We start from the raw sequence: 21,569 nt of genomic DNA, 5'->3' as shown, positions 1-21,569 counted from the left end.
GCCTGTCCGAGCGGTGCCTCTCCTGTGTTCCGCTCACGAGGCAACCGACAGTCCGTCAGTCCCGCAACCCGACGCGTCAGGAGATGTGTCACCCGTTCAGGCGCGACGGGGGTTTTGCCTGATCGCTTGCGCAGGTCACCGCCGCGAGGGCCAGCGTCGGGCGTCACCCACCACCCCGTCCCCATAACGGTGAAGCCGACCCTGTGTCCCGCATGGCGCGGGTGTGCGTCAGGAAGCCGCGCAGGGGAGCGACGTGACCTTCCCGCTCGCCGGCGTCGTCATCCGTGTGGACGCGTACGCGGGCGAGGGGGCGGGTGCTCCTACCGGAGGACGACGTCACGGCCCGGGCCGCCGTCCACGGTGTCCTTCCCGGGACCGCCGCTGACCAGGTCGTCGCCGCCCTCGCCGGACAGTGTGTCGTCGCCGGGGCCGCCGAGGACGATGTCACCGCCGTCCCCGCCCATGGCGTGGTCGTCGCCCGGGCCGGCGTACACGGTGTCCGCACCGCCGTACGCCTCGATCATGTCGTTGCCCCGGCCACCCCACAGCCGCTGGTCGCCGTCGTCGCCCATCAGGTGGTCCATGCCGTCGCCGCCGTCCAGGACCGCGCGTCCCATGACCATGTCGTCCCCCGCGTCACCCCGTACCGTGTGCGCGGTGTGGGCGTGCAGTGTGTCGTCCCCGGGCCCGCCGCGGACGGTGCCGACCGCGGGGTCGCTGGTGACGATCGTGTCGTCGCGGTCGCCGAGGAAGATGTCGATCCTGTCCGGCCGGGAGCTGCCGGTGGGCAGTTCGCAGACGACGAAGGTGCGGTCCCCGGGGGCGAGGTACGCGCAGTGGTCGCCGGGTTCGAGCGGGACCGCGTCGCGGAAGCCGACCTGCCGGACCCCGGCGCCGACCTCCATGGGGAACACATGGAGGTCGTTGGCCTGTTCGGGGGCGGCGGTGAAGACGATCGACCGAGTCGCCCAGTCGGCGCCGACGCGGGCCTCCGTCCGGGTGGCGGCGGGGGCGGCGGCTGCCGGGGCGGCGGCGACGCCGGTGGCGACGCCGGTGGTGAGCAGCGTCGCGGCGACCGCGCGGGCGGTGGTGTGTTGTCTGTTGTTCACGGGACCTCATCTCGATGTGGCGAGCGGATGGTTGGGCCCCCTGGTGGGGGAGGGCAGGTGGGGGCCGGGCGGGCGGCCGTGACGGCAGCGCCCTCGTGACCACCCTCCCGGCCGCACCGCTGGTCCTGCCGCGCTGCTGGATCTCCCGCACCGTTGGCCCGGCCGTGCTGCTGGACCGCCGCGCCGCTCGGCCCGGTCGGCCCAGGCCCGATCGGTCAGGGCCCGGGCCGACCGGCGGTCCGATCGCGGTTCGCCCGCCTCGCCCGCGGTTCCCGGACGGGGCGCGGTCCCCGGTCGTCCTTCCCCGAGGAGACCCGGCCCCGGTGCCCCCGGCGGAACGATCATCCGAGGGGCACCGGCATCACACACCCGTCAGCTCACGTTCACGTCCACGCAGGCGTAGAAGGCGTTGGCGGTGTCGGCGATGTTCCACACGGCCAGTACCTTCTGCTTGCCGGTCAGACTGCCGAAGTTCACCTGGTGGGTGACGGTCTCGCCCGGCCGGGCGCCGCCGTCGTTGAACTCCGCGATCTTCCGGCCGCCCGCGTAGTACTGCCAGGTGCTGGTGGCGTGCCGTGCCGTCAGCCGCCAGTTGAAGCTGGTCGTCCGGCTGACCGGGGTGACCTTCCAGCCCTTGCTGTCGTTGTCGAGCTCGGCGAAGGCGGCGTTCCCTCCGCTGCAGCTCATCAGGCCCTTGGGGCCCTCCACGCTCTGCGGCTCGTACTTGATGGAACCGCAGGGGACCAGGCCGGCGGCACACTGGGCCTGCCGGCTGGGGGGAGTGGATATGTAGCCGTGCGCGCTCGCGCTGCCGGCCGGCAGGCTCACGGCCAGGAGCGGGGCGATCCCCGCGCCGATGGCGGCGGCCAGCATCTTCTTGCTCTTCATGACGACTCCTGTGGGGGTTCGTGTCCGTCGATGCGGACGCAAAGACGAACATGAGCATGTCAAGCAACGGCGCCATGGCCGTGGGGGCGACCATGTGCAGTGACGGAAGCGTACCCTGCTTGGTCTAGACCAAACTAGTCCTCGGGCGCGACAGTCGGGCCCAATCGCCGGTGGCGCGTGACTCCGGCCTCGCCCCGGACGGGAGGGAGGCGGCGGCGCGCTGCCTCACCGGTGGCGTGCCCGCGTGCGCAGTCCGTCCATGACCAGGTCGAGAAGCCGCGTGGCGCGCGGTCGCCAGTCGTCGTGCGGGTCGATCTGCCACAGGCCGGCTATGGCGAGGAAGAAGTCGTCCGCGGTGACGCCGGGGCGAATGGTGCCCGCTTCCTCGTTGGCGCGGAGCAGCAGTTCCGCCGCGTGGGTCACGGGCGTCGGGGACGGCTTCGCGGGGCCGCCCGGCGCTCCGGTCACCTGCCGGATCGCGTCGGCCAGTCCGGCCTTGGTCATGGCGAACTCGGACAGCCGGTCCATCCAGGCGCGCAGGGCCTCGTCGGGCGCGCGGGTGTCCAGCAGGTGCCGGGCACTGTCGGCGACCTGCTGCATCTCGTGGCGGTAGATCTCTAGGACCAGGGACTCGCGGTTGGGGAAGTTGCGGTAGAAGGTGCCCTGCCCGACTCCGGCCTTCTTGGCGATCCCGCTCAGCGGGGCGTCCGCGCACCGCGACAGCTCGGCGAGTGCCACTTCCAGGATGCGTTCGCGGTTGCGCTGGGCGTCGGAGCGCCGGCATGAGTCCCTCTGGTGAGGCACGCGTCCTCCTCAAGGCGTGGCCAAACCTCGCCCTTGCTAAGCGGACAGCTGTCCGTTAGGTTCAAGACAAGCGGACAGCTGTCCGGTCGCGTCCACCATAGCGGCGGAAACGGCCCTGTGGCAGTCGCCGGCCGCACTGTCCGGCCCCCAGCACCCGACACCTTCGCTTCGCCCACCCCGGGCGCAGGCCCGTACGACGCGTTCCACCCGCCGCCTGTATGCCGGCTGCCGGCCCACCCGTCTGTCCTGAATTGCGAAAGAAGCAGCGCATGGCCTTATCGACGTCCAGTGTCATCACTTTGAAGATCAACGGCGAGAAGCACACGCTGCCCGTCGACCACCGCACCACCCTGCTCGACGCACTGCGCGAGCGGCTCGACCTGACCGGTACCAAGAAGGGCTGTGACCAGGGGCAGTGCGGTGCCTGTACGGTCCTGCTGGACGGGCGCCGGGCCGTGGCGTGCCTGCAACTGGCCGTCGCGGCCGAGGGCCGGGAGATCACCACCATCGAAGGCGTGGCCGACGGCGAGCGGTTGCACCCCGTGCAGCAGGCCTTTCTCGACCTCGACGGCTTCCAGTGCGGCTACTGCACACCGGGGCAGATCTGTTCGGCGATCGGGATGATCCAGGAGCACGCGGCGGGCTGGCCGAGCGCCGTCACCGAGGACGTCCGCCCGCAAGCGGGTCCGCCGTCCCTGACCACCGACGAGATCCGGGAGCGGATGAGCGGGAACCTGTGCCGCTGCGGGGCCTACGTGGCGATCGTCGAGGCGGTGGCCCGCGCGGCGGAAGCCCACACCGGCGAAGGCCGCGAGGACGCCGCGAGCGGGGCGAAGGAGGCCGTGAAATGAGGGAGTTCGGCTATCAGCGGGCGCACGACGTCGCCGCTGCCGTGGCACTGCTCGACGCCGACCCGGACACCCGCTTCCTCGGCGGCGGCACCAACCTCGTGGACCTGATGAAAACGGGTGTCGAGCGTCCCGCACGGCTCATCGACATCCGCGAGCTGCCGCTCGACCGGATCGAGGTGACGGCCGAGGGCGGACTGCGTATCGGCGCCACCGTCACCAACGGCGACCTGGCCGCCCATCCCGAGGTCCGGCGCAGCTGTCCGGCGCTGTCCCAGGCCGTGCTGGCCGGCGCGTCGGGACAGCTGCGCAACATGGCCACGGTCGGCGGAAACCTGCTCCAGCGCACCCGCTGCGGCTACTTCACCGACGTCAGCCAGCCGTGCAACAAGCGTGTCCCCGGCAGCGGTTGCCCCGCCGTCGCGGGCGAGCACCGCAACCACGCGATCCTGGGCGCCTCCGACCACTGCGTGGCCGTACACGCCTCGGACATGGCCGTGGCCCTGACCGCCTTCGACGCCGTGGTCCACTACGAAACGGCGGACGGGCCGGGGGAGTTGCCGCTCGCCGACTTCTACCTGCCCGTCGGGGACACCCCGCACCGGGAGACCGCCCTGCCGGCCGGCGCGCTGATCACCGGCGTCACGCTGCCGCCGAACCCGGTCGCCGTCAACTCCCGCTACCGCAAGGTGCGCGAGCGCGCCTCCTACGCCTTCGCCATCGGCTCCCTCGCCGCCGCGCTCGACGTCCGGGACGGCATCGTCCGGGACGCGCGCCTAGCCTTCGGGGCCGTCGCCTCCCGGCCGTGGCGGGCCTCGGCCGCCGAGCGGGTCCTGACCGGCGCGCCGGCCGTCCCCGAGACCTACGCCGCCGCGGCGGACGCCGAACTGGCGGCGGCCCGCCCGCTGCCCCGCAACGGCTACAAGGTGGACCTGATCCGCAACCTCACGGTGACCGTCCTGACCGAACTCGCGGAGGAAGCCGCACGATGACCACCGCCACCACCACGACGTCCGCACACGCGCCGTCCGTCGGCACCGGCCACACCCGCGTCGAGGGACGGGACAAGGTCACCGGAGCGGCCCGTTACGCGGCCGAGGTGCCCTTCGCCGGCCTCGCCCACGGCTGGCTGGTGCTGTCCACGATCGCCCGCGGCCGGATCCTCTCCCTCGACACCGAACCCGTCCTCGCCATGCCGGGCGTCCTCGCCGTACTGGACCACCGCAACGCCCCGCACGTGAACACCGACTACACCGGTCTGCTGGCCAAGCCGGATCCCACCTGCGCCGTCTTCCAGCACGACCGGGTGCCGCACCTGGGCTGGCCGGTGGCGCTGGTCGTAGCGGAGACCTCCGAGCAGGCGAGGGAGGCCGCCGAAGCACTCGTCGTGCACTACGAACAAGAGCCCCACGACATCGAGTTCACGAGCGACCACCCCGACGCCCGCCCGGTGGACGGGCACATGCCCGCGGTGACGGAGAAAGGTGACCTGGACGCCCGACTCGCCTCCTCCGCCTTCGTCGTGGACGCCGAATACACCACTCCCGAAGAGCACCACAACCCCATGGAGCCCCATGCGGCCACGGCCCGCTGGGACGACGGGCGGCTGGAGGTGACCGACTCCAACCAGGGCGTCACCTGGGTCGCCGGCGAACTCCAGAACCTCTTCTCCCTCGACCCGGCCTCCGTGCGCGTACGCTCCGAACACGTTGGCGGCGGCTTCGGCAGCAAGGGGGTCCGGGCCCACCAGGTGGCCGCCGTGATGGCCGCGACCGTCCTGCAACGGCCCGTGCGCGTCGCCCTGACCCGGCGCCAGATGTTCGCGCTGGCCGGCCACCGCAGCCCCACCATCCAGCGCGTCCGGCTCGGCGCCGACGCCGACGGACGGCTGCGCGCACTGGAGCACCGCTCCGTCAGCCGCACCTCCACCGTGTACGAGTTCGTCGAACCGAGTGCCGGGGTGGCACGGGTGATGTACGACGCCGACGCCCACCACACCGCCAATCACGCCGTGCCGCTCAACGTGCCGACCCCGACGTGGATGCGCGCCCCGGGCGAGGCTCCCGGATCGTTCGCGCTGGAGTCGGCCCTCGACGAACTCGCCGAGAAGTGCGGGATCGACCCGATCGAACTGCGTCTGCGCAACGAACCCGAAACGGGCCCGGTGTCGGGCCTGCCGTTCGCGGGACGCAACGTGGCCGACTGCTTCCGCGAGGGCGCCCGCAGGTTCGGCTGGGCGGACCGGGACAGCCGCCCCGGAGTGCGCCGGGAGGGGCGCTGGCTGCTCGGCACCGGCACGGCCGCGGCCTCCTTCCCGGCGGGTTCGGCACCGTCGACCGCGAGCGCGACCGCGCATCCGGACGGCACCTTCACCGTCCGGATCGCCGCGGCCGACATCGGCACCGGGGCCCGTACCGCCCTCGCCCTGGTCGCCGCCGACGCGCTCCAGGTCTCCCCGGAGCGGATCCGGGTGCGCATCGGCGACAGCGACTTCGGCCCCGCGATGATCGCCGGCGGCTCCATGGGCACCCGCTCCTGGTCCTGGGCCGTCAAGGCGGCGGCCGGCGAACTGCGCGAACGACTGGCCCTCGGCGCCGAGATCCCCGCACCGGGCCTCACCGTGCGATCGGACACCACCGAGGCCGTCGGAGCCCTCGGCCCCGCCGAACGGCACTCCTACGGCGCGCAGTTCGCCGAGGTCGCCGTGGACGCCACCACCGGCGAGGTGCGGGTGCGGCGCATGCTCGGCATCTTCGCGGCCGGCCGGATCGTCAACCCGCTCACCGCCCGCAACCAGCTCCTGGGCGGCATGGTCTGGGGCATCTCCATGGCCCTGCACGAGGAGGCGGCCCGGGACCGGGCCTCCGGTGGCGTCGTCGGCGCCGACCTCGCGGGCTACCACGTGGCCACCCACGCCGACGTGCCCCCCATCGAAGTCGGCTGGATCGAGGACACGGACCCGGACGATCCGGTCGGCATCAAGGGCATCGGCGAGGTCGGCGTCGTCGGCGCCGCCGCCGCCATCGCCAACGCGGTCTGGCACGCCACCGGCGTACGCCACCGCAGCCTGCCCATCCGGCCGGACCGCGTCCTCGCGGCCGCCGCGGGAGCACCGGATGCTTGACCTGGCAGGCGAACTGCACCGGTGGATCGAGGAGGGCCGGGAGTTCGCCGTCGCCACCGTGGTGGCCGTCGGCGGCAGCGCGCCGCGCGGTGTCGGCGCCGCCCTCGCCGTCGACCGCGAGGGCACCGTCATCGGCTCGGTCTCCGGCGGCTGCGTCGAGGGCGCGGTGTACGACCTGTGCGGTGCGGCGCTGCGGACCGGACAGAGCGTCCTCGAACGGTTCGGCTACAGCGACGACGACGCCTTCGCGGTGGGGTTGACCTGCGGCGGAACGATCGAGGTACTGATCACGCCGGTGGCGGCGCAGGCTCCGGTGCGGACGGTCCTCGCCCCGGTTCTGTCCGCCGCCGCCCGAAGCGAACCGGCGGCCCTCGCCCGGGTCGTCCGCGGCCCCGCCGAACTCCTCGGGCGGGTCCTGTCGGTCCGCTCCGACGGCAGGACCGAGGGTGGTCTCGGCGGTCACCCGGACCTGGACCGGACGGCGGCGGCCGAGGCCCGGGCCATGCTGGAGGCGGGCCGTACCGGCACCGTGGACCTCTCGGCGGACGGCTCGCACTGCCCCGGCGGCCTGACGCTGCTGGTCGAGTCGAACGTGCCGCCCCCGCGCATGATCGTCTTCGGCGCTGTCGACTTCGCGGCCGCGCTGGCCCGGGCCGGGAAGTTCCTCGGCTACCACGTGACGGTCTGCGACGCCCGCCCCGTCTTCGCCACCCGCGACCGCTTCCCGGACGCCGACGAGGTCGTGGTCGACTGGCCGCACCGCTACCTGCGGCGCACCGGGACCGACGCCCGTACGGTCCTGTGCGTGCTCACCCATGACGCCAAGTTCGACGTGCCCCTGCTGAAGGCGGCCCTGCGGATGCCGGCCGCGTTCGTGGGCGCGATGGGATCACGCCGTACGCACGAGGACCGCAACCGGCGGCTGCGGGCCGAAGGCGTGACCGAACGCGAACTGGCCCGGCTGCGCTCACCGATCGGCCTCGACCTCGGCGCCCGCACACCGGAGGAGACCGCCCTGTCGATCGTCGCGGAGATCGTCGCCACCCGGCGGGGCGGAACGGGCGTGCCCCTGACCGGTTCCAGCACGCCGATCCATCACGAGGCGGGAGAGGGCCAGAGGCAGGCGGTCGCCTGACGGCCCCCGGCCGGGACGACGAGCGGCGGGGTGCCCCTACTTCGGCACGGGGAAGGGGCACCCCGCCCGGGAACGCGGACGGCGCTCAGACCGCCGCGAGGGAGTCCAGCGCCAGGCACAGTCTCTCGATGTCCTCGTCGGTGTTGTAGTAGTGCACCGACGCGCGCACCACGGCGGGCAGGCCGCGCGCACCCAGGTCGTAGCGGGCCGAGGCGATCGCCGACACGCTGGTGTTGACGCCTGCCGCGGTGAGCTGTTGCCGCACCTCGGCCGCGGGCACGCCGTCGACGGTGAATGTGACGATGCCGCACAGACGCCGGCCACGGTCCTGGACACTCACTCCGGGAATCCGCGCGAGCCGGTGCCGCAGCCGTGCGGCGAGAGCCGTGACCCGTTCCTCGATCGCTTCGATGCCCCAGCCGAGGGCGTAGTCCACAGCGACACCGAGGCCGATCTTCGCCGCGCAATTGGTCTCCCAGGCCTCGAACCGCCGGGCGTCGGACCGGATTTCGTACGTCTGCGGGCCGGTCCACGTAGCGGCGTGCAAGTCGAGGAAGGGTGGTTCCAGCTTCTCGATGAGCCGGTCGGAGACGTAGAGGAAGCCGGTACCGCGCGGTCCGCGCAAGAACTTGCGCCCGGTCGCCGACAGCATGTCGCAGCCGATCTCGCCCACGTCGACGGGCAGTTGCCCCACGGACTGGCAGGCATCGAGCAGGTACGGGACGCCGGCGGCGCGGGTCAGCCGGCCGATCTCGGCCGCGGGGTTCACCAAGCCGCTCTGGGTGGGCACGTGGGTGACGGCGACGAGCTTGACGTCGTCGTCCAGCCGTCGTTGGAGGTCCGCCACCGACAGTTGGCCGTGTTCGTCGTCCTCGACCACCTCGACACGGGCGCCGGTGCGGCCGGCCGCCTGCAGAAAGGCGATGACATTGCTGGCGTACTCGGCGCGGGAGGTCAGGATGCGGTCGCCGGGCCGGAAACGCATCGCGTAGAAGGCCATGTCCCAGGCCCTTGTGGCGCTTTCGACCACGGCGACCTCGTGCGGCCGGCAGCCGATCAGGCGGGCGATCGACGGGTAGACGGCGTCGATGCGCGCGGCCCGGGCCGCCGCGGCCTCGTAACCACCGAGCCGCGCCTCCAGCCGCAGATGCTCGACGACGGCTTCGAGGACCGGGATCGGGGCGAGTGCCGCACCGGCGTTGTTGAGGTGTACGACGTTCGCGCACCCGGGGGTCTCTCGGCGGGCACGGGCCACGTTCACTGGTTCCGGCACGGCACTCCTTCACGTTCGCCCTGGCGGGCACAGGGCAGACCTGCGACGCTCCTGGGAATCTTCCTCTTCCGGAGCATCCGCCGCACCACCGTCCTGCCGACCGCCCGGGGGGAGGGGCACCACCGCAGGATGAGGCGCCTCCTCGCCGCCTGGGGAACCATGTCCGTCGGCGTCGCGCCCGGCGGCGTCCTCGCCGGGCGCGTGGGCCCAGGAGTCCCCTGGGCCACGGCGGGCCTGCTGCTCCTGGGATGCCTTCCGCTGCTGCGCGGCATGCCGTCGGCGCCGTCGCGACAGGCGGACGACCCTGGCACGGACACGACCCAGGTCGAGTGCGCCGGGGGTCGGCGCGGTTCCAGTCACCGGATACCCGTGGACGAGACCGGTGCCGGTACCGGCCGGGATTGTCAGTGGTGCCTCCTAGCATGGCGGCCATGACGAAGACGCAGGTGGGGGCGGCAGGGCGGCTGCTGCGCGAAATGCTCGGCGCCGGCCGGGACGCGGAGGGCTCGGGCCCGCGCAGTGGTGCCGCGCTACGAGTGGTGGAACGGGCGCGGCCCGCGCGGTCGGTGGCGGCCAAGGTCGCCGCCGCGGGCGGAGTCGACGGCGAGGCCGCCGCCTTTTTCCGGCAGTTGACGGAACGTCACCTCGGCGGGGACGCGGCCCGCTGGTGCCGGCTGCACGACGCGCTGGCCACGCACCCCGGAGCCCTGCCCGAGCTGCTCGCCGCGCCACCGCTGCCGCCGGAGCCGCACGACACGCTCCGTCCGCCCGCACCCCGCAGTGTCCACCGCACGCTCGGCCTCCTCCTTGAGCACACGGAGCCCCGGCATGCCGCGGCCGCGCTCGCCGCCCTGCCCGAGCGGGTGACGACGGAACTGCTCGCCGGCGGGCCCCTGCCGGCACCCACCCTCGTCGCCGCCGTCGTCGAGCACGGCGACATGCGCACCCGGGCAGCCCTGGCCCGCCATCCCCGGCTCGACACCCGGGTCCTGGCCCGGCTCGTCGCGATCGGTGACGCCCAAGTCGCCGCGGCCGTCTACCGCAACCCGCGCACCACCCAGTCCCTGCGCCGCACCATCGCGGAGCGGCTCGACACCGTTCCGCTCGACAACGCGCTGCGCGCCGAGCTGACGGCACCGCACGGTCAGGTCCCGCGCACCTGGCTCACCCCGCTGCTCGGCTCGGGAGACCCACAACTCGTGGTGCCGGCACTGCGGTGGGGAGTACGACAGGTCGCCCAGCGGTACGCCCTGCTGAGAATCTGGGAGCGGACCGGCCCGGACGCCGTACGCGCCCTGCTCGACGACCCCGCCGCGACCGCCTGGCTGAGCCGGGCCACCGTGGAGGAGGTCGCCGAGGCCCTGGCCGCCCCGGACGGCGACGGACCGCGCCGACTGCGCGCACAGGGCGAGCCGTACGAGGACCCCGCCCGGCTGCCCGCGCTGCTCGCCACCGCCCGGGGCACCAGCACCCTGCGCGACCTGCTGTCCGAGCCGTACGCCCATGATCTCGACGCCCTCGCCGCGGCCCATGCCGCGACCCCGTTCATGCCCAAGGCATGCGAGGAGCTGTCCCGCCACGAGGCGGCGAGCGACGCACAGCGCCGGGCGTTCCGGTTGTCCGTCCTCAACGAGCCGTGGCGGGCCGGGGGCCGCCGTGCGGGCAACACCACCCTGCCCGCACGGCGCCTCGCAGAGGAGGAACTCGACGACAGCGCCGCCGGCTGGGCGGAGGGCATGGCGGCGGCGGGGTTCCTCGACCCGGTCGAGCTGATCGGCACCGCGCGCCCCGCCCGCCACGCCCTCGCCGCACTCGTCCGCCTCACCGAACGGGATCTGCTGGGCACGGCGGCGGTCGCCGAACTGCGGGCGTTGACCCAGGCGCATCTGGGGGACCGGGAGGGTGCCTGGGCCGCGCTGGACACGCTGCTGCCCGATCACGCGGGAACGGTCGCGGAACTGATCGCCGAGGCGGGCAAGGCCCCGGACGAGGCGATCGTCGAGCCCCACCCGCCGGCGCTGCCCCGACCACCGGCCGGGTCCCACCCATCGGCCGAGCCCCGACCGCCCGCTCAGGCCGTCCTGTTGTCCCAGTTCGAGCCGATGGTGGATGGCGCCGCCGGGCTTCAACCGCCGGACGGGCCCCAGTCACCGTCCGAGTCCCACCCACCGGCCGAGTCCCGACCCCCCGTCCCGGAACCCTCACCCCGGCGGTCACTCCACCGGCGCGACCGTCAGCACGCCCTGGCCGCGCTCGACCTGCTCTACTCCCTCGCCCCGGACGGTGCGCCCCGGCCCAAGGACCCCGAGGTGCTGCGCGCGCTGGCCGAGTACGAGCCGGCGACCGCGCCCGGCCTCGCCACCCCCCGCTGGTTCGCCCTCGCCTGCGCCTACCACGGCATCCCCCCGTCCGAGGCCGGCTTCGCGTATGGGGCGCCCAGCCTCGCGCAGGTGCGTGCGCGACTCCCCGAGACGTACGGATCCGGTGCGCGGCACATCGAGCACGCCTACGTGCAGGGCGTACTGCCCGCCGACGAGTTGCTCACCCTCCTGCCCGCCCGGCGCCTGCTCCTGCTGCCGCACGACTGGGAGCGGCTCGCGTTCGCCGACGCGTGGCGGGCCGCGCTCGCCCGTCGGCTGCGCGCCGAACTCGGTACCGACCCCGACGCCTGGCTCCGCCTGGCCGCGACCGTCACGGCGTCCGAAGCCGCCTCCGAGGGGCTGACCTGGGCGCAGTTGCTACAGCGAGCGCAGTCCGGTGAGGTACCGGCGGCGAGTGCGGGTACGACCATCGGCAGGGCCGGACCGGCCACCCCCGACGAGGCGATCAGGCTGCTGGAGCGGGGCGACCATCTCTGGGCCTGGCCCGAGGGCACCCTGTTGTGCCTCGCCGACGCCGAGGTGGTCGACGCGGTCCTGCCCCGGCTCGGACCGGCCGGGCCCTGGCTGCTCGCCGCGTACCTGCTGCGCCACGACCGCACACCGATCACCGTCCTCGACCGGCTGCTCGCGGACCGCGACCCCGACGCGCTGCGTATCCTGGCCGCCCAGTCCCGGTGGATGGAGCGCAGCGGCGCGGTGGAGCGCCTCGTCGGCCTGGCCGACCCCGAGGTCGACCTCGCCCTGCTGCGGCACTGGAACCCCCGGCCCCTCGTCCACCGGATCGTGACCCGGTCGCGGCCCGGTGCCCGGCGGCCATCCCTGGGCGCACGAGTGCTCGCCGACTGGCGAGCCGGACACTCCGCGCGGCCGGCCGGCGGACTGATGTGGCTGTGCTCGGCCGAACCCGACCTCGTGGAGGCGCTGCTCGAAACAGAGGGCTCGCGGCTCGGCCTCGGACACCAACTACTCGGCTGCCTCAGGCTGTTGCAGTACGGCGGTGCCGACCGGCTGGCGAGGCTCGCGGCGCGGGACGTGCTGGGGCGCTCCGCCACCACCGTATGCGCGAAGGCCCTCGCGTCCGCCGACCCCGCCGCCGTCCTGCGCGCCCGGCTCGACCGCGAACTGACGCCGGAGAAACTCGTCCGGAAGCTGCGGCGCGCCCGGCACGCCGCACACGCCCGGGCCCTCATCGAGACGCTCCCGCCGGGCGAGCCGGTGGACTGGGCCGCGCTCGAAGCCGCCCACGCCCAGGAACCGCTCCCGTACTGGCAGGACATCGTCCGCCTGGACGGCGTTCCCGAGGACGTACGGCTGCGACACGCGGCGCTGCTGCCGGAGCCGGGCCCCGACGGCCTGTCCGGCAGCGCACGGCTCACCCGGGAGCGCGCCCGGCACGGACTCGGCGACGACTTCCACTGCGCGCCGACCACCCAACTGGACGGGCTGCTCACGGCGGGGCTGCTGGACGGCACGGACCTGATACGCCTCGCGGCCCCGGCCGCGCGGATACTCGCCTACCTGGGCGCCGCCGCCCGCCGCACGGACGCCCCGCCCGAGGCCACCGAGGCCCGCGCCCTCCTCGCGGACCTCGTGCGCTCCCGGCTCGGCACGGACCCGGCGGCTTGGTGCCGGGTCGCCGAGCGGCTGACCGGCCTCGCCCCCGAGTGGGATCCGGCCTCGACGGCGGAGGCGCTGCTCGCCGCCTAGCCAGGCCGGGGCAGCGGGGACGGCCCCGGCCCGCGAGAGCCGGCCGGGGCGCCCGCTGGTCATGCTCCCCGGCCTCGGCGAGCAGCGCCTCCCCTGACCTGGCCGCTGTCCGGAAGGACCCCGAGGGGCACCGTTCATTCAGGATCCGTCGTCACACGTCACGCCCGTGTCAGCGGGCTGTGAGGGTGCCGGCCGGTCACGGGGAGAGTGTCTCGCCCTTGGCCAGCATCGCGACGAACTTCTCGATCCGGCGGGCCCGGGTCTCGGCCTTCTTGGCGTCTTGGATCCGGTACAGGATCGCGTAACGGTTGCGCCGGTCCAGGGTCTCGAAGAACGCGGCGGCGGCCGGCTCGGCGGCCAGCGCGGCGGTCAGGTCGTCCGGCACCGTCGCGGTCCTCGCGCTGTCGTAAGCCGCCTCCCACCGGCCGTCCGCCTTCGCCCGGTCGATCTCGGCCTGCCCGGCGGGACGCATCCGGCCCTGCTCGATCAGCGCCGCGACCTTGTCCCGGTTGACCTTGGACCACTTGCTGTGCGCCCTCCGGGGGGTGAACCGCTGCAGCCACCACTCGTCATCGAACTTGGCCTTCTGGCCGTCGATCCAGCCGTGGCAGAGCGCCACGTCGAGGGCCTGCGCGTAGTCCAGCGCGACGATCCCCGGGCCCTTCTTGCGCAGCTTGAGCCAGATACCGGGGCAGGACGCGTGGTTCTCGGCGAGCCAGGCCTCGAACGCCTCGGCCGAGCCGAATGAGAGGATCTCCAACTCCTGAGTCACCCCGGCAGTGAACCACTCCCGAGTAGCCCGCGACTCGACAACCGTCGGTTTCCGACGGGCGGAACCGCGTGGCGGCCTACAGCGGTTCCGGGCGGGAGCAGGCCCCGTCGCGCCCGGCGCGCGGAACGGCGCGGTGCAGGCGTCGAGCGACCGCCGCCTCCTTCCGGCCGGGCGGCACCACCACGTCCTGCCCGTCAGGACGCCATGCCGTGCAGGGCTTTGACGGTCTTCCAGTTCCGGGTGGTCGCGGCGATGCCGAGCCGGCGCTCGATGAACGCGTTGTTCAGCTTGGTCCGCCCGTAGCCGCCCGGCACGTGCAGGTGGATCTCGTCGCCGAGCAGGGCGAACTCGGCGCTCTCCCCGGCCGGGGTGCGCAGGGCGGCCGCCTGCTCGGGGGTCGGCGTCCCGGCGAGGAAGGTGACGTGCAGCCTGGCCGGGTCGTCCTCGCGGTCCAGGTACGGGTTGGCGGTGACCGTCCGGCCCAGTGACGCGCCGGTGCGCAGCAGCACGCCTGCCGGTACGCCCAGTCCATCGGCGAGGCCCTTCTCGATCCGCTCCCGCACCTCACCGGGCGCGGCCCCCGCCGGGTCGGCGAAGACCACGTTCCCGCTCTGCAGGTAGGTCTGGACCTCGTCGAATCCGAGCGCGCCGAACAGCTCACGGAGATCCTTCATCGCGATCCTGGCGTGCCCGCCGACGTTGATCCCGCGCAGCAGCGCGACGTACTTCCTCATTCCGCCCACCCTCCCACAGGCTCGTGGCACCGACAAGGAAGGACCGATGCCTCCCTGGGCAAGGCGGACTCCGGTCACGCTGCTTGATCGGCGGTACGGGCCTCCGGAGCGCACGCGGCGAGCGTCACCGTGGACGGTCCGGTCGCCCGCGGCACCGGCTTCGACCCCGATGACATCGCGGAGCACCACTGGCAGTCGCCCACGCACCCGAGCCGCTTGCGGGACCGCGACGCCCCGAACGCCGGCCGCTCCTCAGAGCCAGCGGACCTGCTGTGCAAGGTGGTTGAGGAATCCGCCAGGCGTTCCCCGGGGTGGCTCAGGCGGTCGGTGCCGTCTCGGGCACCGTGGGCGCGGCTGTGCCGGTGTGCCGCGGGGTGTCCGTGCGGCGCAGGGCGATCAGGGCCAGCAGGCAGGAGACCAGTGCCGCCGCGCCGCAGATCGTGAAGCCCAGCGCGTACCCGTGGCCGAGCGCCCGCAGGGCCAGCGGCGCGGCACCGCCCGGCGGTGCGGTGGCCGGGACGGAGTTGACGGCCAGCGGGCCGCCTTCCGCCGCGACCTCGGCGGCGGCCGCCTTCACCTGGGGGCTCAGTGCGGAGTGGCGCAGGTCGGAGCTGAACAGCGAGCCCGCGCGGCTCAGGGCGACGGCGCCGATGACCGCCGGGCCCAGGGTGAACCCGAAGTCGCGCAGCAGGCTGGTGGAGGCGCTCGCCATGCCGGCGTAGCGCAGCGGGACCGTGTTCACGGCGGTGGCGGTGATCGAGGAGACGGTCAGCGCGAACCCGGCACCGACCAGTCCCAGGGGCAGCACCAGGGAGGTCAGCGCCCGGTCCCGCACCGGCAGGGTCGCGGCGAGGAAGTCGCCCGCGGCCATCAGCGCCAGGCCCGCGGTGAGGATCCAGCGCCCGCTGACCCGCTCCAGCAGCCGCGAGGTGAGCGGGGCCAGCACCAGGGTCAGACCGTTGAGCAGCAGGAAGGCCACGGAGGTGCGCAGCGGGCTCTGGTGCTGCACGGGGCCCAGCCGGATGCTGGTGGCGTAGGCGGTGCCCAGGAAGCTGAACATGCCGACGACCGCGACGACCGAGGCGACGGCGAACGCCCGGTTGGCGAACAGGTCCAGGCGCAGCAGCGGGGAACGGGCGCGCCGCTCGGCGACGACGAAGAGCACGACGAACACCGCGGCGACCCCGAACGCGACGACGACCGGGGTCGAGCCCCAGCCGTCCGTGGGGCCCTGGATGACCGCGTACAGCAGCGCGAACAGGCCGATACCGACGGTGAGTTGCCCGCCGAGGTCCAGCGAGCGGCCCTCGGGGGCCCGGGAGTCGGAGGCGCCCAGCAGGCTGACCACGGTGCTGGCCACGGCGATCACCACCACCACCACGAACGCCGCACGCCAGGAGCCGTGGCTGCCGGTGACGCCGCCGATGACGGGGGCCACGAACCCGCCGGTGGACAGGGCGGCCGCCCACACGGTGATGGCGCGCGCCCGGTCCCGGTGGCTGTGCGTGCCCGCCGCGATCATGGCGAGCGAGGTCGGGAAGAGCGCCGCCGCACCGAGGCCGGAGATCACCTGCCCCGCCCACAGCGGGTGGACGCCGCCGCTCACGGCGGAGACGGCCTCGCCCACGACGACCAGGACGGAGCCGCCCACCAGCAGCCGCTTGCGTCCGAACAGGTCGCCCAGGACGCCGAAGGTGAGTTCCAGCACGGTCACCGGCAGCAGGAACGCGTCGGAGATCCAGGTCAGTTGGGAGCCGATCGGATGCAGGTCCTGCTGGAAGAGGCCGTTGAGGGTGGCGGGCACGGCGAGGGCGATCTGGGCGAGGCAGACCGCGAGACAGCCGGCGACGAGGGTGCCGAGCGGCAGCCGGCTCGGCGCGGGGCCGACGGGGTGCGCGGAGGAGCGGGGATCAGTCAGCGACATGACGGGTCCAGGGGTGGAGGGCCGGCGGCGGGACGGGGATCGCGGGATCAGGAGTGGTGGCGGCCGACGACGAGGCGCGTGGGCCGGTAGGGGACGAATGCCGCTCCGTCGAGGCCGAGGGCCTGCGCGGCGCGCTGGAGGGCCGCCGGCGTGGTGCCGCCGTCCCAGCGGCCCGTGGCCACCCGGTGCTCCAGGGCGTGCACGCCCGCGACGACCTCGGCCGCGGTGAAGTCGCAGTGGCCCTGGCGGGCGACGTAGGCCTGACGCAGCAAGGCGCCGTCGCCGGCGGCCCGTACCCGGGCGGCGAACGCGTTCTCCTGCTGCACGGGGACCAGTTGGTCCGAGGTGGTGTGCAGGTCCAGCAGCGGCATGGCCAGGCCCTGCCCGGCGGTGGAGGTGCGCTCGAGGCGGCGCACCGCCTGCGGGTCGGCGTGCACCCGGGCGCCGCGGGTCAGGGCGGTGAGGTCGGTGCGCAGGTCCAGTCCCGCCGTCCGGTACAGCGACTCGACCTCGTCGGCGTGCTCGGAGGAGCGCAGCAGGCCGGCGTAGTCCACGCCCGTGTTCCAGGAGGCGTTGCCGCCCGCCGACTGCTCGACGGAGTACCGCGCGGGCACGATGAAGGACAGCACGCCCTGGGCGAACCAGGCGTACTGCTGGGCCTCCTGTTCCTCGGCGTCGCCGGGCGCGGGCGGCTTCTGCCCCGGGGCCCAGTCGGGCAGGTTGAGGTACGCGGCGGCGAGCGCGATCCGCGCCCGGCCCGCCGGCGTGGCCTGGGCCCGCTCCACGGCGGCGGTGAGCCGGGCACCGGTCGCGACGGCGGCGGCCTGGTCGGCGAAGTCCACCAGCCGCAGGTGCTCGTCCGGGGCGAGCAGGGAGGCGATGGTGTACTCGGCGTCCAGCTGGTAGTTCCCCAGGTCGACACCGCCGGCGACCAGGCCGCACAGGCCCAGGGCGCCGTCGATGCGGCCGCCCGCGTCCCGCGCGAGCCGGGCGTTGACCAGGCCGCCCATGGACTGCCCGACGGACAGGGTGCGGGCGGGGCGGCCCACGGCGTCGGCGAACGCCTCCTGGGTGGCGAGCTGGTCGCGTTCGGCGCTCTCCAGCGCCCACCAGGGGCCGTTCGGGTCGTAGGAGGAGCCGGCCAGCGCGTAGCCCTCGGCCAGGAGGGCCCGGCCGGCGGCGGGGGAGGGCGCGTTCTGGGCGGTGGTGGGGCCGTAGCCGTGGCTGAACAGCAGCAGGGTGCCGTTCCAGCGGGCGGGCACGTCGGCGATCCAGCTCGCGCCGTCCGGGAGGCGCCCGTTCAGGTGGCGCGTGGTGGCGGTGGCCGTCGCGGAGTTCTGCGGGGTGTCGCTCCGTGCGGTGGCGGGTGCTGCTGCGGTGACGGCGAGGGCGGCGGCCAGCGCGGCCGCGCCGAGCGCGAACTTCGGCATGTGCGGGCTCATCTCTGTACGGCGGGTGGGGGCTGTACGGCGGATGGGGCTGTGCGGCGGGGGGTGGGGCCGTGACGAGGGGCGTGCGCACGAGGGGCGTGTGAGCGATGCGAGGGAACGACCGCCGAAGGCGCCTCGGTGTGCTGTTCGGCGGGCTGTGCCGGCCGTGCTGGGTCCGCGAGCCGCCGATGGGCAGGCGGACGGCGTGGCGGAAGGGTCCGCGAAGCCCCGGTCCCAGCGGCGGGTGCGCCGAATATAGGGCCGATCGTGGACGGCGGTCAATGAAGTGACGAACGTTTACGTGATCCGGCTCTACGACCGCCCGCGACCGCGCCGGTGTGACGGCCCGCATTCATGGAGAGGCCGTGCCCATGGAGAGGCCCGGCCCATGGAGAGGTCCGGCCCATGGAGAGGCCCGGCCCATGGAGAGGCCGTGCCCGTGGGGCGATCGCGCCCGTGGGGCGGTTGGGCCCCTGGGACGATCGCGCCCGTAGGGCGTCGCACCGCCCCCTGCCCCGCTCGGTCCTGCCCCGCCCTGCTCGGTTCTGCCCCCGCCCTGCTCGGTCCTGCTCCCGCGCCGCTCGGTCCTGCCCCCGCCCTGCTCGGTTCTGCTCCCGCTCAGTCCCGCCCGGCCGTCGGCTCCGCCGGTATGGTGTCCAGCACCGCGTCGGCCAACTGCTTGGCCGGGGCGTCGTACTGGGCGGACAGCGTGCGGAAGACGTGCTCGGCGCGGATGGCGGGCCAGTCCTCGGGAAGGTGCTCCGCGGGCAGACGCGGATCGGAGCGGACGAGCTGCAGCCAGTCGGTGTGCAGCAGGAGCTGCCGGGCCAGGTCGTCCGGGGCGGACGGCAGCGGGTCCGGGCGGTCCCACTGGCCGAGGAAGGCACGGTAGCGCTCGGCGATGCCGGCCGTGTCGAAGGCCCGGTGCAGCAGCTGTGCGGCCTCGGTCGGCTCGGCCGCGTGCCCGCGCAGCACGTTGAGGTGGTCCTCCAGGCCGAGCCCGGCGACGACGGCGGGGACGTCCAGGTGCCCCGGCGCGATCCACAGGCCGTTCTGCAGCGGGCCGAAGCCGGCCCACACCAGGCGTGAGCGCAGGTCGTGGCGCTGGCTGCGCCATGCCTCGGGCAGCGAGAAGCCGACCAGGGTCCAGGTGCCGTCCCAGTCGCGGTTGACGGCGCCCGCGCCCCAGACGCGGTCGTGACCGTCGCGCAGCACCTCGGCGGAGCGCGCGGTGAGCCCGAAGTACATCTTGCGGCCGCGGCGGTGACGGGCCAGCAGGTCGCGCTTGACCATCCGGGTCAGCGTGGAGCGCACCGCGTCCTCGGAGACCCCGACGCGCGCGAACACGTCGATGACGCTGCCCGAATAGACCGCGCTGCCGTGCTCCAGGACGTACAGGCCCAGGAAGCTCAGCATCAGCGTCTGCGGCCGCGCGGACGCCGCGGCCCCTTCCTCCTGGCCCGTCGAGGGCGTGGTCTGTCTCCCGGTCACGCGGCTCAGTGTAGGGCGGCGGGAAAGTTCGGCACACCATTGACGGCCGTAATCGAAACGCCTAACGTCGCCCTCGTCGGCACACCCGCAAGGCAAGGACTGCGCACACATGGATCTCTCGAACAAGGTCGCCGTCGTCACCGGAAGCGGACGCGGCCTCGGATTCGCCTACGCCTCCGCCCTGGCCCGCGCCGGCGCGGCGGTGGTCGTCAACGACGTGGACGCCGAGGCCGCCGCGCACGCGGTCAAGCAGATCACCGCGGCCGGCGGCCGGGCCGTGGCCGAGGTGGGCCCGGTGGGGACCGGCGAGGTCGCCGAGGCGCTGGTGACCCGGGCCGTGGACGCCTTCGGCCGGCTGGACGTCATGGTCACCAACGCCGGCATCCTGCGCGACCGCGTGCTGTGGAAGATGTCCGACGACGACTTCGACGTCGTCGTCCGCGTCCACCTGCGCGGCACCTTCACCTGCGTACGGGCCGCCGCCGTGCGGATGCGCGAACAGGGCGAGGGCGGCCGCATCATCACTGCCTGTTCCCCGGCCGGGCAGCGCGGCAACTTCGGCCAGACCAACTACGCCGCCGCCAAGGCCGGCATCGCCGCGATGACCCGCACCTGGGCCATGGAACTGGCCCGCGCCGGCATCACCGCCAACGCCCTGGTCCCGGTCGCCGCCACCGGCATGACCCGCACCATCCCCGCCTTCGCCCCGTACGTCGAGGCGTGGGAGGAACACGGCGAACCGCTGCCGGACCGGCTGCGCAAGGCCGAGGGCTTCGGCACCCCGGAGGACGTCGCCGGCCTCGTCGTCTACCTCGCCTCCGACGCCGCGGCCTCGGTGACCGGCCAATGCGTCGGCATCGGTGGCGACAAGCTGGCCCTGTGGTCGCACCCGCAGGAGATCGCCACCGCCTACCGGGACGGCGGCTGGAGCGCCGACGACATCGCCGCGGCCTGGCCCGTCTCGGTCGGCCGCGAGCCGCAGACGTACGGCATCCCCGCACCCCAGGCCCCCGGCGCCTGAACCCCCCGCCCTCCCACGGAAGGTGAGCCGAGGAATGACATCCCCCGACCCCGGCCGGCTCGTCGCCATCGACGTCCACACGCACGCCGAGATCTCCAAGGACGGCCACGGCGCGCTCAGCCCCGAGCTGTTCGGCGCCTCCGCGGAGTACTTCAAGGCCCACGGGCACCGCACGCCAACCATCGACGAGATGGCCGCGTACTACCGCGAACGCCGCATGGCCGCGGTGGTCTTCACGGTCGACGCCGAGCACGCCACCGGGCACCCGCGGATCTCCAACGAAGAGATCGCCGAGAGCTGCGCCGCCCACGCCGACGTCCTCATCCCGTTCGCCTCCGTCGACCCCCACAAGGGCCGGGCGGGGGTCCGCGAGGCCCGCCGACTGGTCGAGGAACACGGCGTGCGGGGCTTCAAGTTCCACCCGAGCATCCAGGCCTTCGCCCCCGACGACCGCCTCGCCTACCCGCTGTACGAGGCCATCGAGGAACTCGGCGTGCCCGCGCTGTTCCACACCGGACAGACCGGCATCGGCGCGGGCGTCCCCGGCGGAGGCGGCATCCGCCTGAAGTACTCCGACCCCATGCTGGTGGACGACGTCGCCGTGGACTTCCCCGAGCTGCGGATCATCCTCGCCCACCCGTCCTTCCCCTGGCAGGACGAGGCGCTGGCGGTGGCCACCCACAAACCGTACGTGTACATCGACCTGTCCGGCTGGTCCCCGAAGTACTTCCCGCCGCAACTGGTGCGCTACGCCAACACCCTGCTCAAGGACAAGGTCCTCTTCGGCTCCGACTACCCGGTCATCACCCCCGACCGGTGGCTCGCCGACTTCGAGAAGCTCGACATCAAACCCGAGGTCCGCCCCAAGATCCTGAAGGACAACGCCGCCCGCCTGCTCGGCCTGACCACAGACTGAAACGGAGGCCGC

16 protein-coding genes are annotated in these 21,569 nt (G+C 73.8%); 7 read left to right on the top strand and 9 right to left on the bottom strand.

Features of this window, described 5'->3' with window-relative positions; genetic code table 11:
* Window positions 1–320: 320 nt before the first annotated feature.
* The 3 genes from Srubr_RS13985 to Srubr_RS13975 all read right to left on the bottom strand — a co-directional run bounded on the left by Srubr_RS13985 (window position 321) and on the right by Srubr_RS13975 (window position 2,801).
* Window positions 321–1,109: a calcium-binding protein gene (locus Srubr_RS13985; RefSeq protein WP_189997032.1), complete on the bottom strand. Its 789-nt coding sequence runs from the start codon at window positions 1,107–1,109 to the stop codon at window positions 321–323.
* 372 nt (window positions 1,110–1,481) lie between these two features.
* Window positions 1,482–1,997, bottom strand: a complete 516-nt coding sequence (locus Srubr_RS13980; RefSeq protein ID WP_189997031.1) for a lytic polysaccharide monooxygenase auxiliary activity family 9 protein — start codon at window positions 1,995–1,997, stop codon at window positions 1,482–1,484.
* 225 nt (window positions 1,998–2,222) lie between these two features.
* Window positions 2,223–2,801, bottom strand: coding sequence for a TetR/AcrR family transcriptional regulator (locus Srubr_RS13975; RefSeq protein ID WP_189997030.1), 579 nt, complete (start codon window positions 2,799–2,801; stop codon window positions 2,223–2,225).
* 269 nt (window positions 2,802–3,070) lie between these two features.
* Here Srubr_RS13975 and Srubr_RS13970 point away from each other — a divergent pair, with 269 nt between their 5' ends.
* Genes Srubr_RS13970 through Srubr_RS13955 form a run of 4 tightly spaced genes read left to right on the top strand, consistent with a single transcriptional unit; the run spans window position 3,071 to window position 7,908 of the window.
* Window positions 3,071–3,652: a (2Fe-2S)-binding protein gene (locus Srubr_RS13970; RefSeq protein ID WP_189997029.1), complete on the top strand. Its 582-nt coding sequence runs from the start codon at window positions 3,071–3,073 to the stop codon at window positions 3,650–3,652.
* Window positions 3,649–4,641: an FAD binding domain-containing protein gene (locus Srubr_RS13965; RefSeq protein WP_189997028.1), complete on the top strand. Its 993-nt coding sequence runs from the start codon at window positions 3,649–3,651 to the stop codon at window positions 4,639–4,641. The genes Srubr_RS13970 and Srubr_RS13965 overlap by 4 nt, the downstream gene beginning before the upstream one ends.
* Window positions 4,638–6,773: a xanthine dehydrogenase family protein molybdopterin-binding subunit gene (locus tag Srubr_RS13960; protein ID WP_189997027.1), complete on the top strand. Its 2,136-nt coding sequence runs from the start codon at window positions 4,638–4,640 to the stop codon at window positions 6,771–6,773. Before Srubr_RS13965 ends, Srubr_RS13960 begins: the two co-directional genes overlap by 4 nt.
* Window positions 6,766–7,908, top strand: coding sequence for an XdhC family protein (locus tag Srubr_RS13955; protein ID WP_189997026.1), 1,143 nt, complete (start codon window positions 6,766–6,768; stop codon window positions 7,906–7,908). The genes Srubr_RS13960 and Srubr_RS13955 overlap by 8 nt, the downstream gene beginning before the upstream one ends.
* 85 nt (window positions 7,909–7,993) lie before the next feature.
* Here Srubr_RS13955 and Srubr_RS13950 read toward each other — a convergent pair whose 3' ends face one another.
* Window positions 7,994–9,181 carry an aminotransferase class V-fold PLP-dependent enzyme gene (locus Srubr_RS13950; protein ID WP_189997025.1) on the bottom strand — a complete coding sequence of 396 codons (1,188 nt, stop codon included), beginning with the start codon at window positions 9,179–9,181 and terminating at the stop codon, window positions 7,994–7,996.
* A 431-nt stretch (window positions 9,182–9,612) separates the two neighbouring features.
* On the opposite strand from Srubr_RS13950, the gene Srubr_RS13945 reads away from it, so the two are divergent.
* Window positions 9,613–13,269 carry a hypothetical protein gene (locus tag Srubr_RS13945; protein WP_189997024.1) on the top strand — a complete coding sequence of 1,219 codons (3,657 nt, stop codon included), beginning with the start codon at window positions 9,613–9,615 and terminating at the stop codon, window positions 13,267–13,269.
* Window positions 13,270–13,465: 196 nt separating this feature from the next.
* Here Srubr_RS13945 and Srubr_RS13940 read toward each other — a convergent pair whose 3' ends face one another.
* The 5 genes from Srubr_RS13940 to Srubr_RS13920 all read right to left on the bottom strand — a co-directional run bounded on the left by Srubr_RS13940 (window position 13,466) and on the right by Srubr_RS13920 (window position 19,620).
* Entirely contained in the window at window positions 13,466–14,041 is a 576-nt protein-coding gene (locus tag Srubr_RS13940; RefSeq protein WP_189997023.1) for a YdeI/OmpD-associated family protein, read from the bottom strand.
* A 194-nt stretch (window positions 14,042–14,235) separates the two neighbouring features.
* Complete coding sequence (locus Srubr_RS13935; protein WP_189997022.1) at window positions 14,236–14,775, bottom strand: DUF1697 domain-containing protein; 540 nt, start codon at window positions 14,773–14,775, stop codon at window positions 14,236–14,238.
* A 316-nt stretch (window positions 14,776–15,091) separates the two neighbouring features.
* Window positions 15,092–16,699 carry an MFS transporter gene (locus Srubr_RS13930; protein WP_189997021.1) on the bottom strand — a complete coding sequence of 536 codons (1,608 nt, stop codon included), beginning with the start codon at window positions 16,697–16,699 and terminating at the stop codon, window positions 15,092–15,094.
* A 47-nt stretch (window positions 16,700–16,746) separates the two neighbouring features.
* Window positions 16,747–18,129: an alpha/beta fold hydrolase gene (locus Srubr_RS13925; protein WP_189997020.1), complete on the bottom strand. Its 1,383-nt coding sequence runs from the start codon at window positions 18,127–18,129 to the stop codon at window positions 16,747–16,749.
* 618 nt (window positions 18,130–18,747) lie between these two features.
* The gene (locus Srubr_RS13920) at window positions 18,748–19,620 is read right to left on the bottom strand and encodes a PaaX family transcriptional regulator (RefSeq protein ID WP_308439916.1); all 873 of its coding nucleotides are present in this window, start codon (window positions 19,618–19,620) and stop codon (window positions 18,748–18,750) included.
* 109 nt (window positions 19,621–19,729) lie between these two features.
* Between Srubr_RS13920 and Srubr_RS13915 the strand changes: the two genes are divergently transcribed.
* Together Srubr_RS13915 and Srubr_RS13910 are read left to right on the top strand one after the other, a co-directional pair.
* Entirely contained in the window at window positions 19,730–20,641 is a 912-nt protein-coding gene (locus tag Srubr_RS13915; RefSeq protein WP_189997019.1) for an SDR family NAD(P)-dependent oxidoreductase, read from the top strand.
* 34 nt (window positions 20,642–20,675) lie between these two features.
* Window positions 20,676–21,557, top strand: a complete 882-nt coding sequence (locus Srubr_RS13910; RefSeq protein ID WP_189997018.1) for an amidohydrolase family protein — start codon at window positions 20,676–20,678, stop codon at window positions 21,555–21,557.
* Window positions 21,558–21,569: the final 12 nt, after the last annotated feature.

Origin of the sequence: Streptomyces rubradiris (genome assembly GCF_016860525.1) — a bacterium.
Classification (GTDB): Bacteria; Actinomycetota; Actinomycetes; order Streptomycetales; family Streptomycetaceae; genus Streptomyces; species Streptomyces rubradiris.
The sequence above is the reverse complement of the archived record's forward strand: the minus strand, read 5'-3'. Positions and strand labels throughout refer to the sequence as shown.

Excerpts from the sequence above, each read along its gene's own strand:
- Srubr_RS13980 (WP_189997031.1), bottom strand. The coding sequence starts at position 1,997 with ATGAAGAGCAAGAAGATGCTGGCCGCCGCCATCGGCGCGGGGATCGCC.
- Srubr_RS13970 (WP_189997029.1), top strand. The coding sequence starts at position 3,071 with ATGGCCTTATCGACGTCCAGTGTCATCACTTTGAAGATCAACGGCGAG.
- Srubr_RS13965 (WP_189997028.1), top strand. The coding sequence starts at position 3,649 with ATGAGGGAGTTCGGCTATCAGCGGGCGCACGACGTCGCCGCTGCCGTG.
- Srubr_RS13960 (WP_189997027.1), top strand. The coding sequence starts at position 4,638 with ATGACCACCGCCACCACCACGACGTCCGCACACGCGCCGTCCGTCGGC.
- Srubr_RS13955 (WP_189997026.1), top strand. The coding sequence starts at position 6,766 with ATGCTTGACCTGGCAGGCGAACTGCACCGGTGGATCGAGGAGGGCCGG.
- Srubr_RS13945 (WP_189997024.1), top strand. The coding sequence starts at position 9,613 with ATGACGAAGACGCAGGTGGGGGCGGCAGGGCGGCTGCTGCGCGAAATG.
- Srubr_RS13935 (WP_189997022.1), bottom strand. The coding sequence starts at position 14,775 with ATGAGGAAGTACGTCGCGCTGCTGCGCGGGATCAACGTCGGCGGGCAC.
- Srubr_RS13930 (WP_189997021.1), bottom strand. The coding sequence starts at position 16,699 with ATGTCGCTGACTGATCCCCGCTCCTCCGCGCACCCCGTCGGCCCCGCG.
- Srubr_RS13925 (WP_189997020.1), bottom strand. The coding sequence starts at position 18,129 with ATGCCGAAGTTCGCGCTCGGCGCGGCCGCGCTGGCCGCCGCCCTCGCC.
- Srubr_RS13915 (WP_189997019.1), top strand. The coding sequence starts at position 19,730 with ATGGATCTCTCGAACAAGGTCGCCGTCGTCACCGGAAGCGGACGCGGC.
- Srubr_RS13910 (WP_189997018.1), top strand. The coding sequence starts at position 20,676 with ATGACATCCCCCGACCCCGGCCGGCTCGTCGCCATCGACGTCCACACG.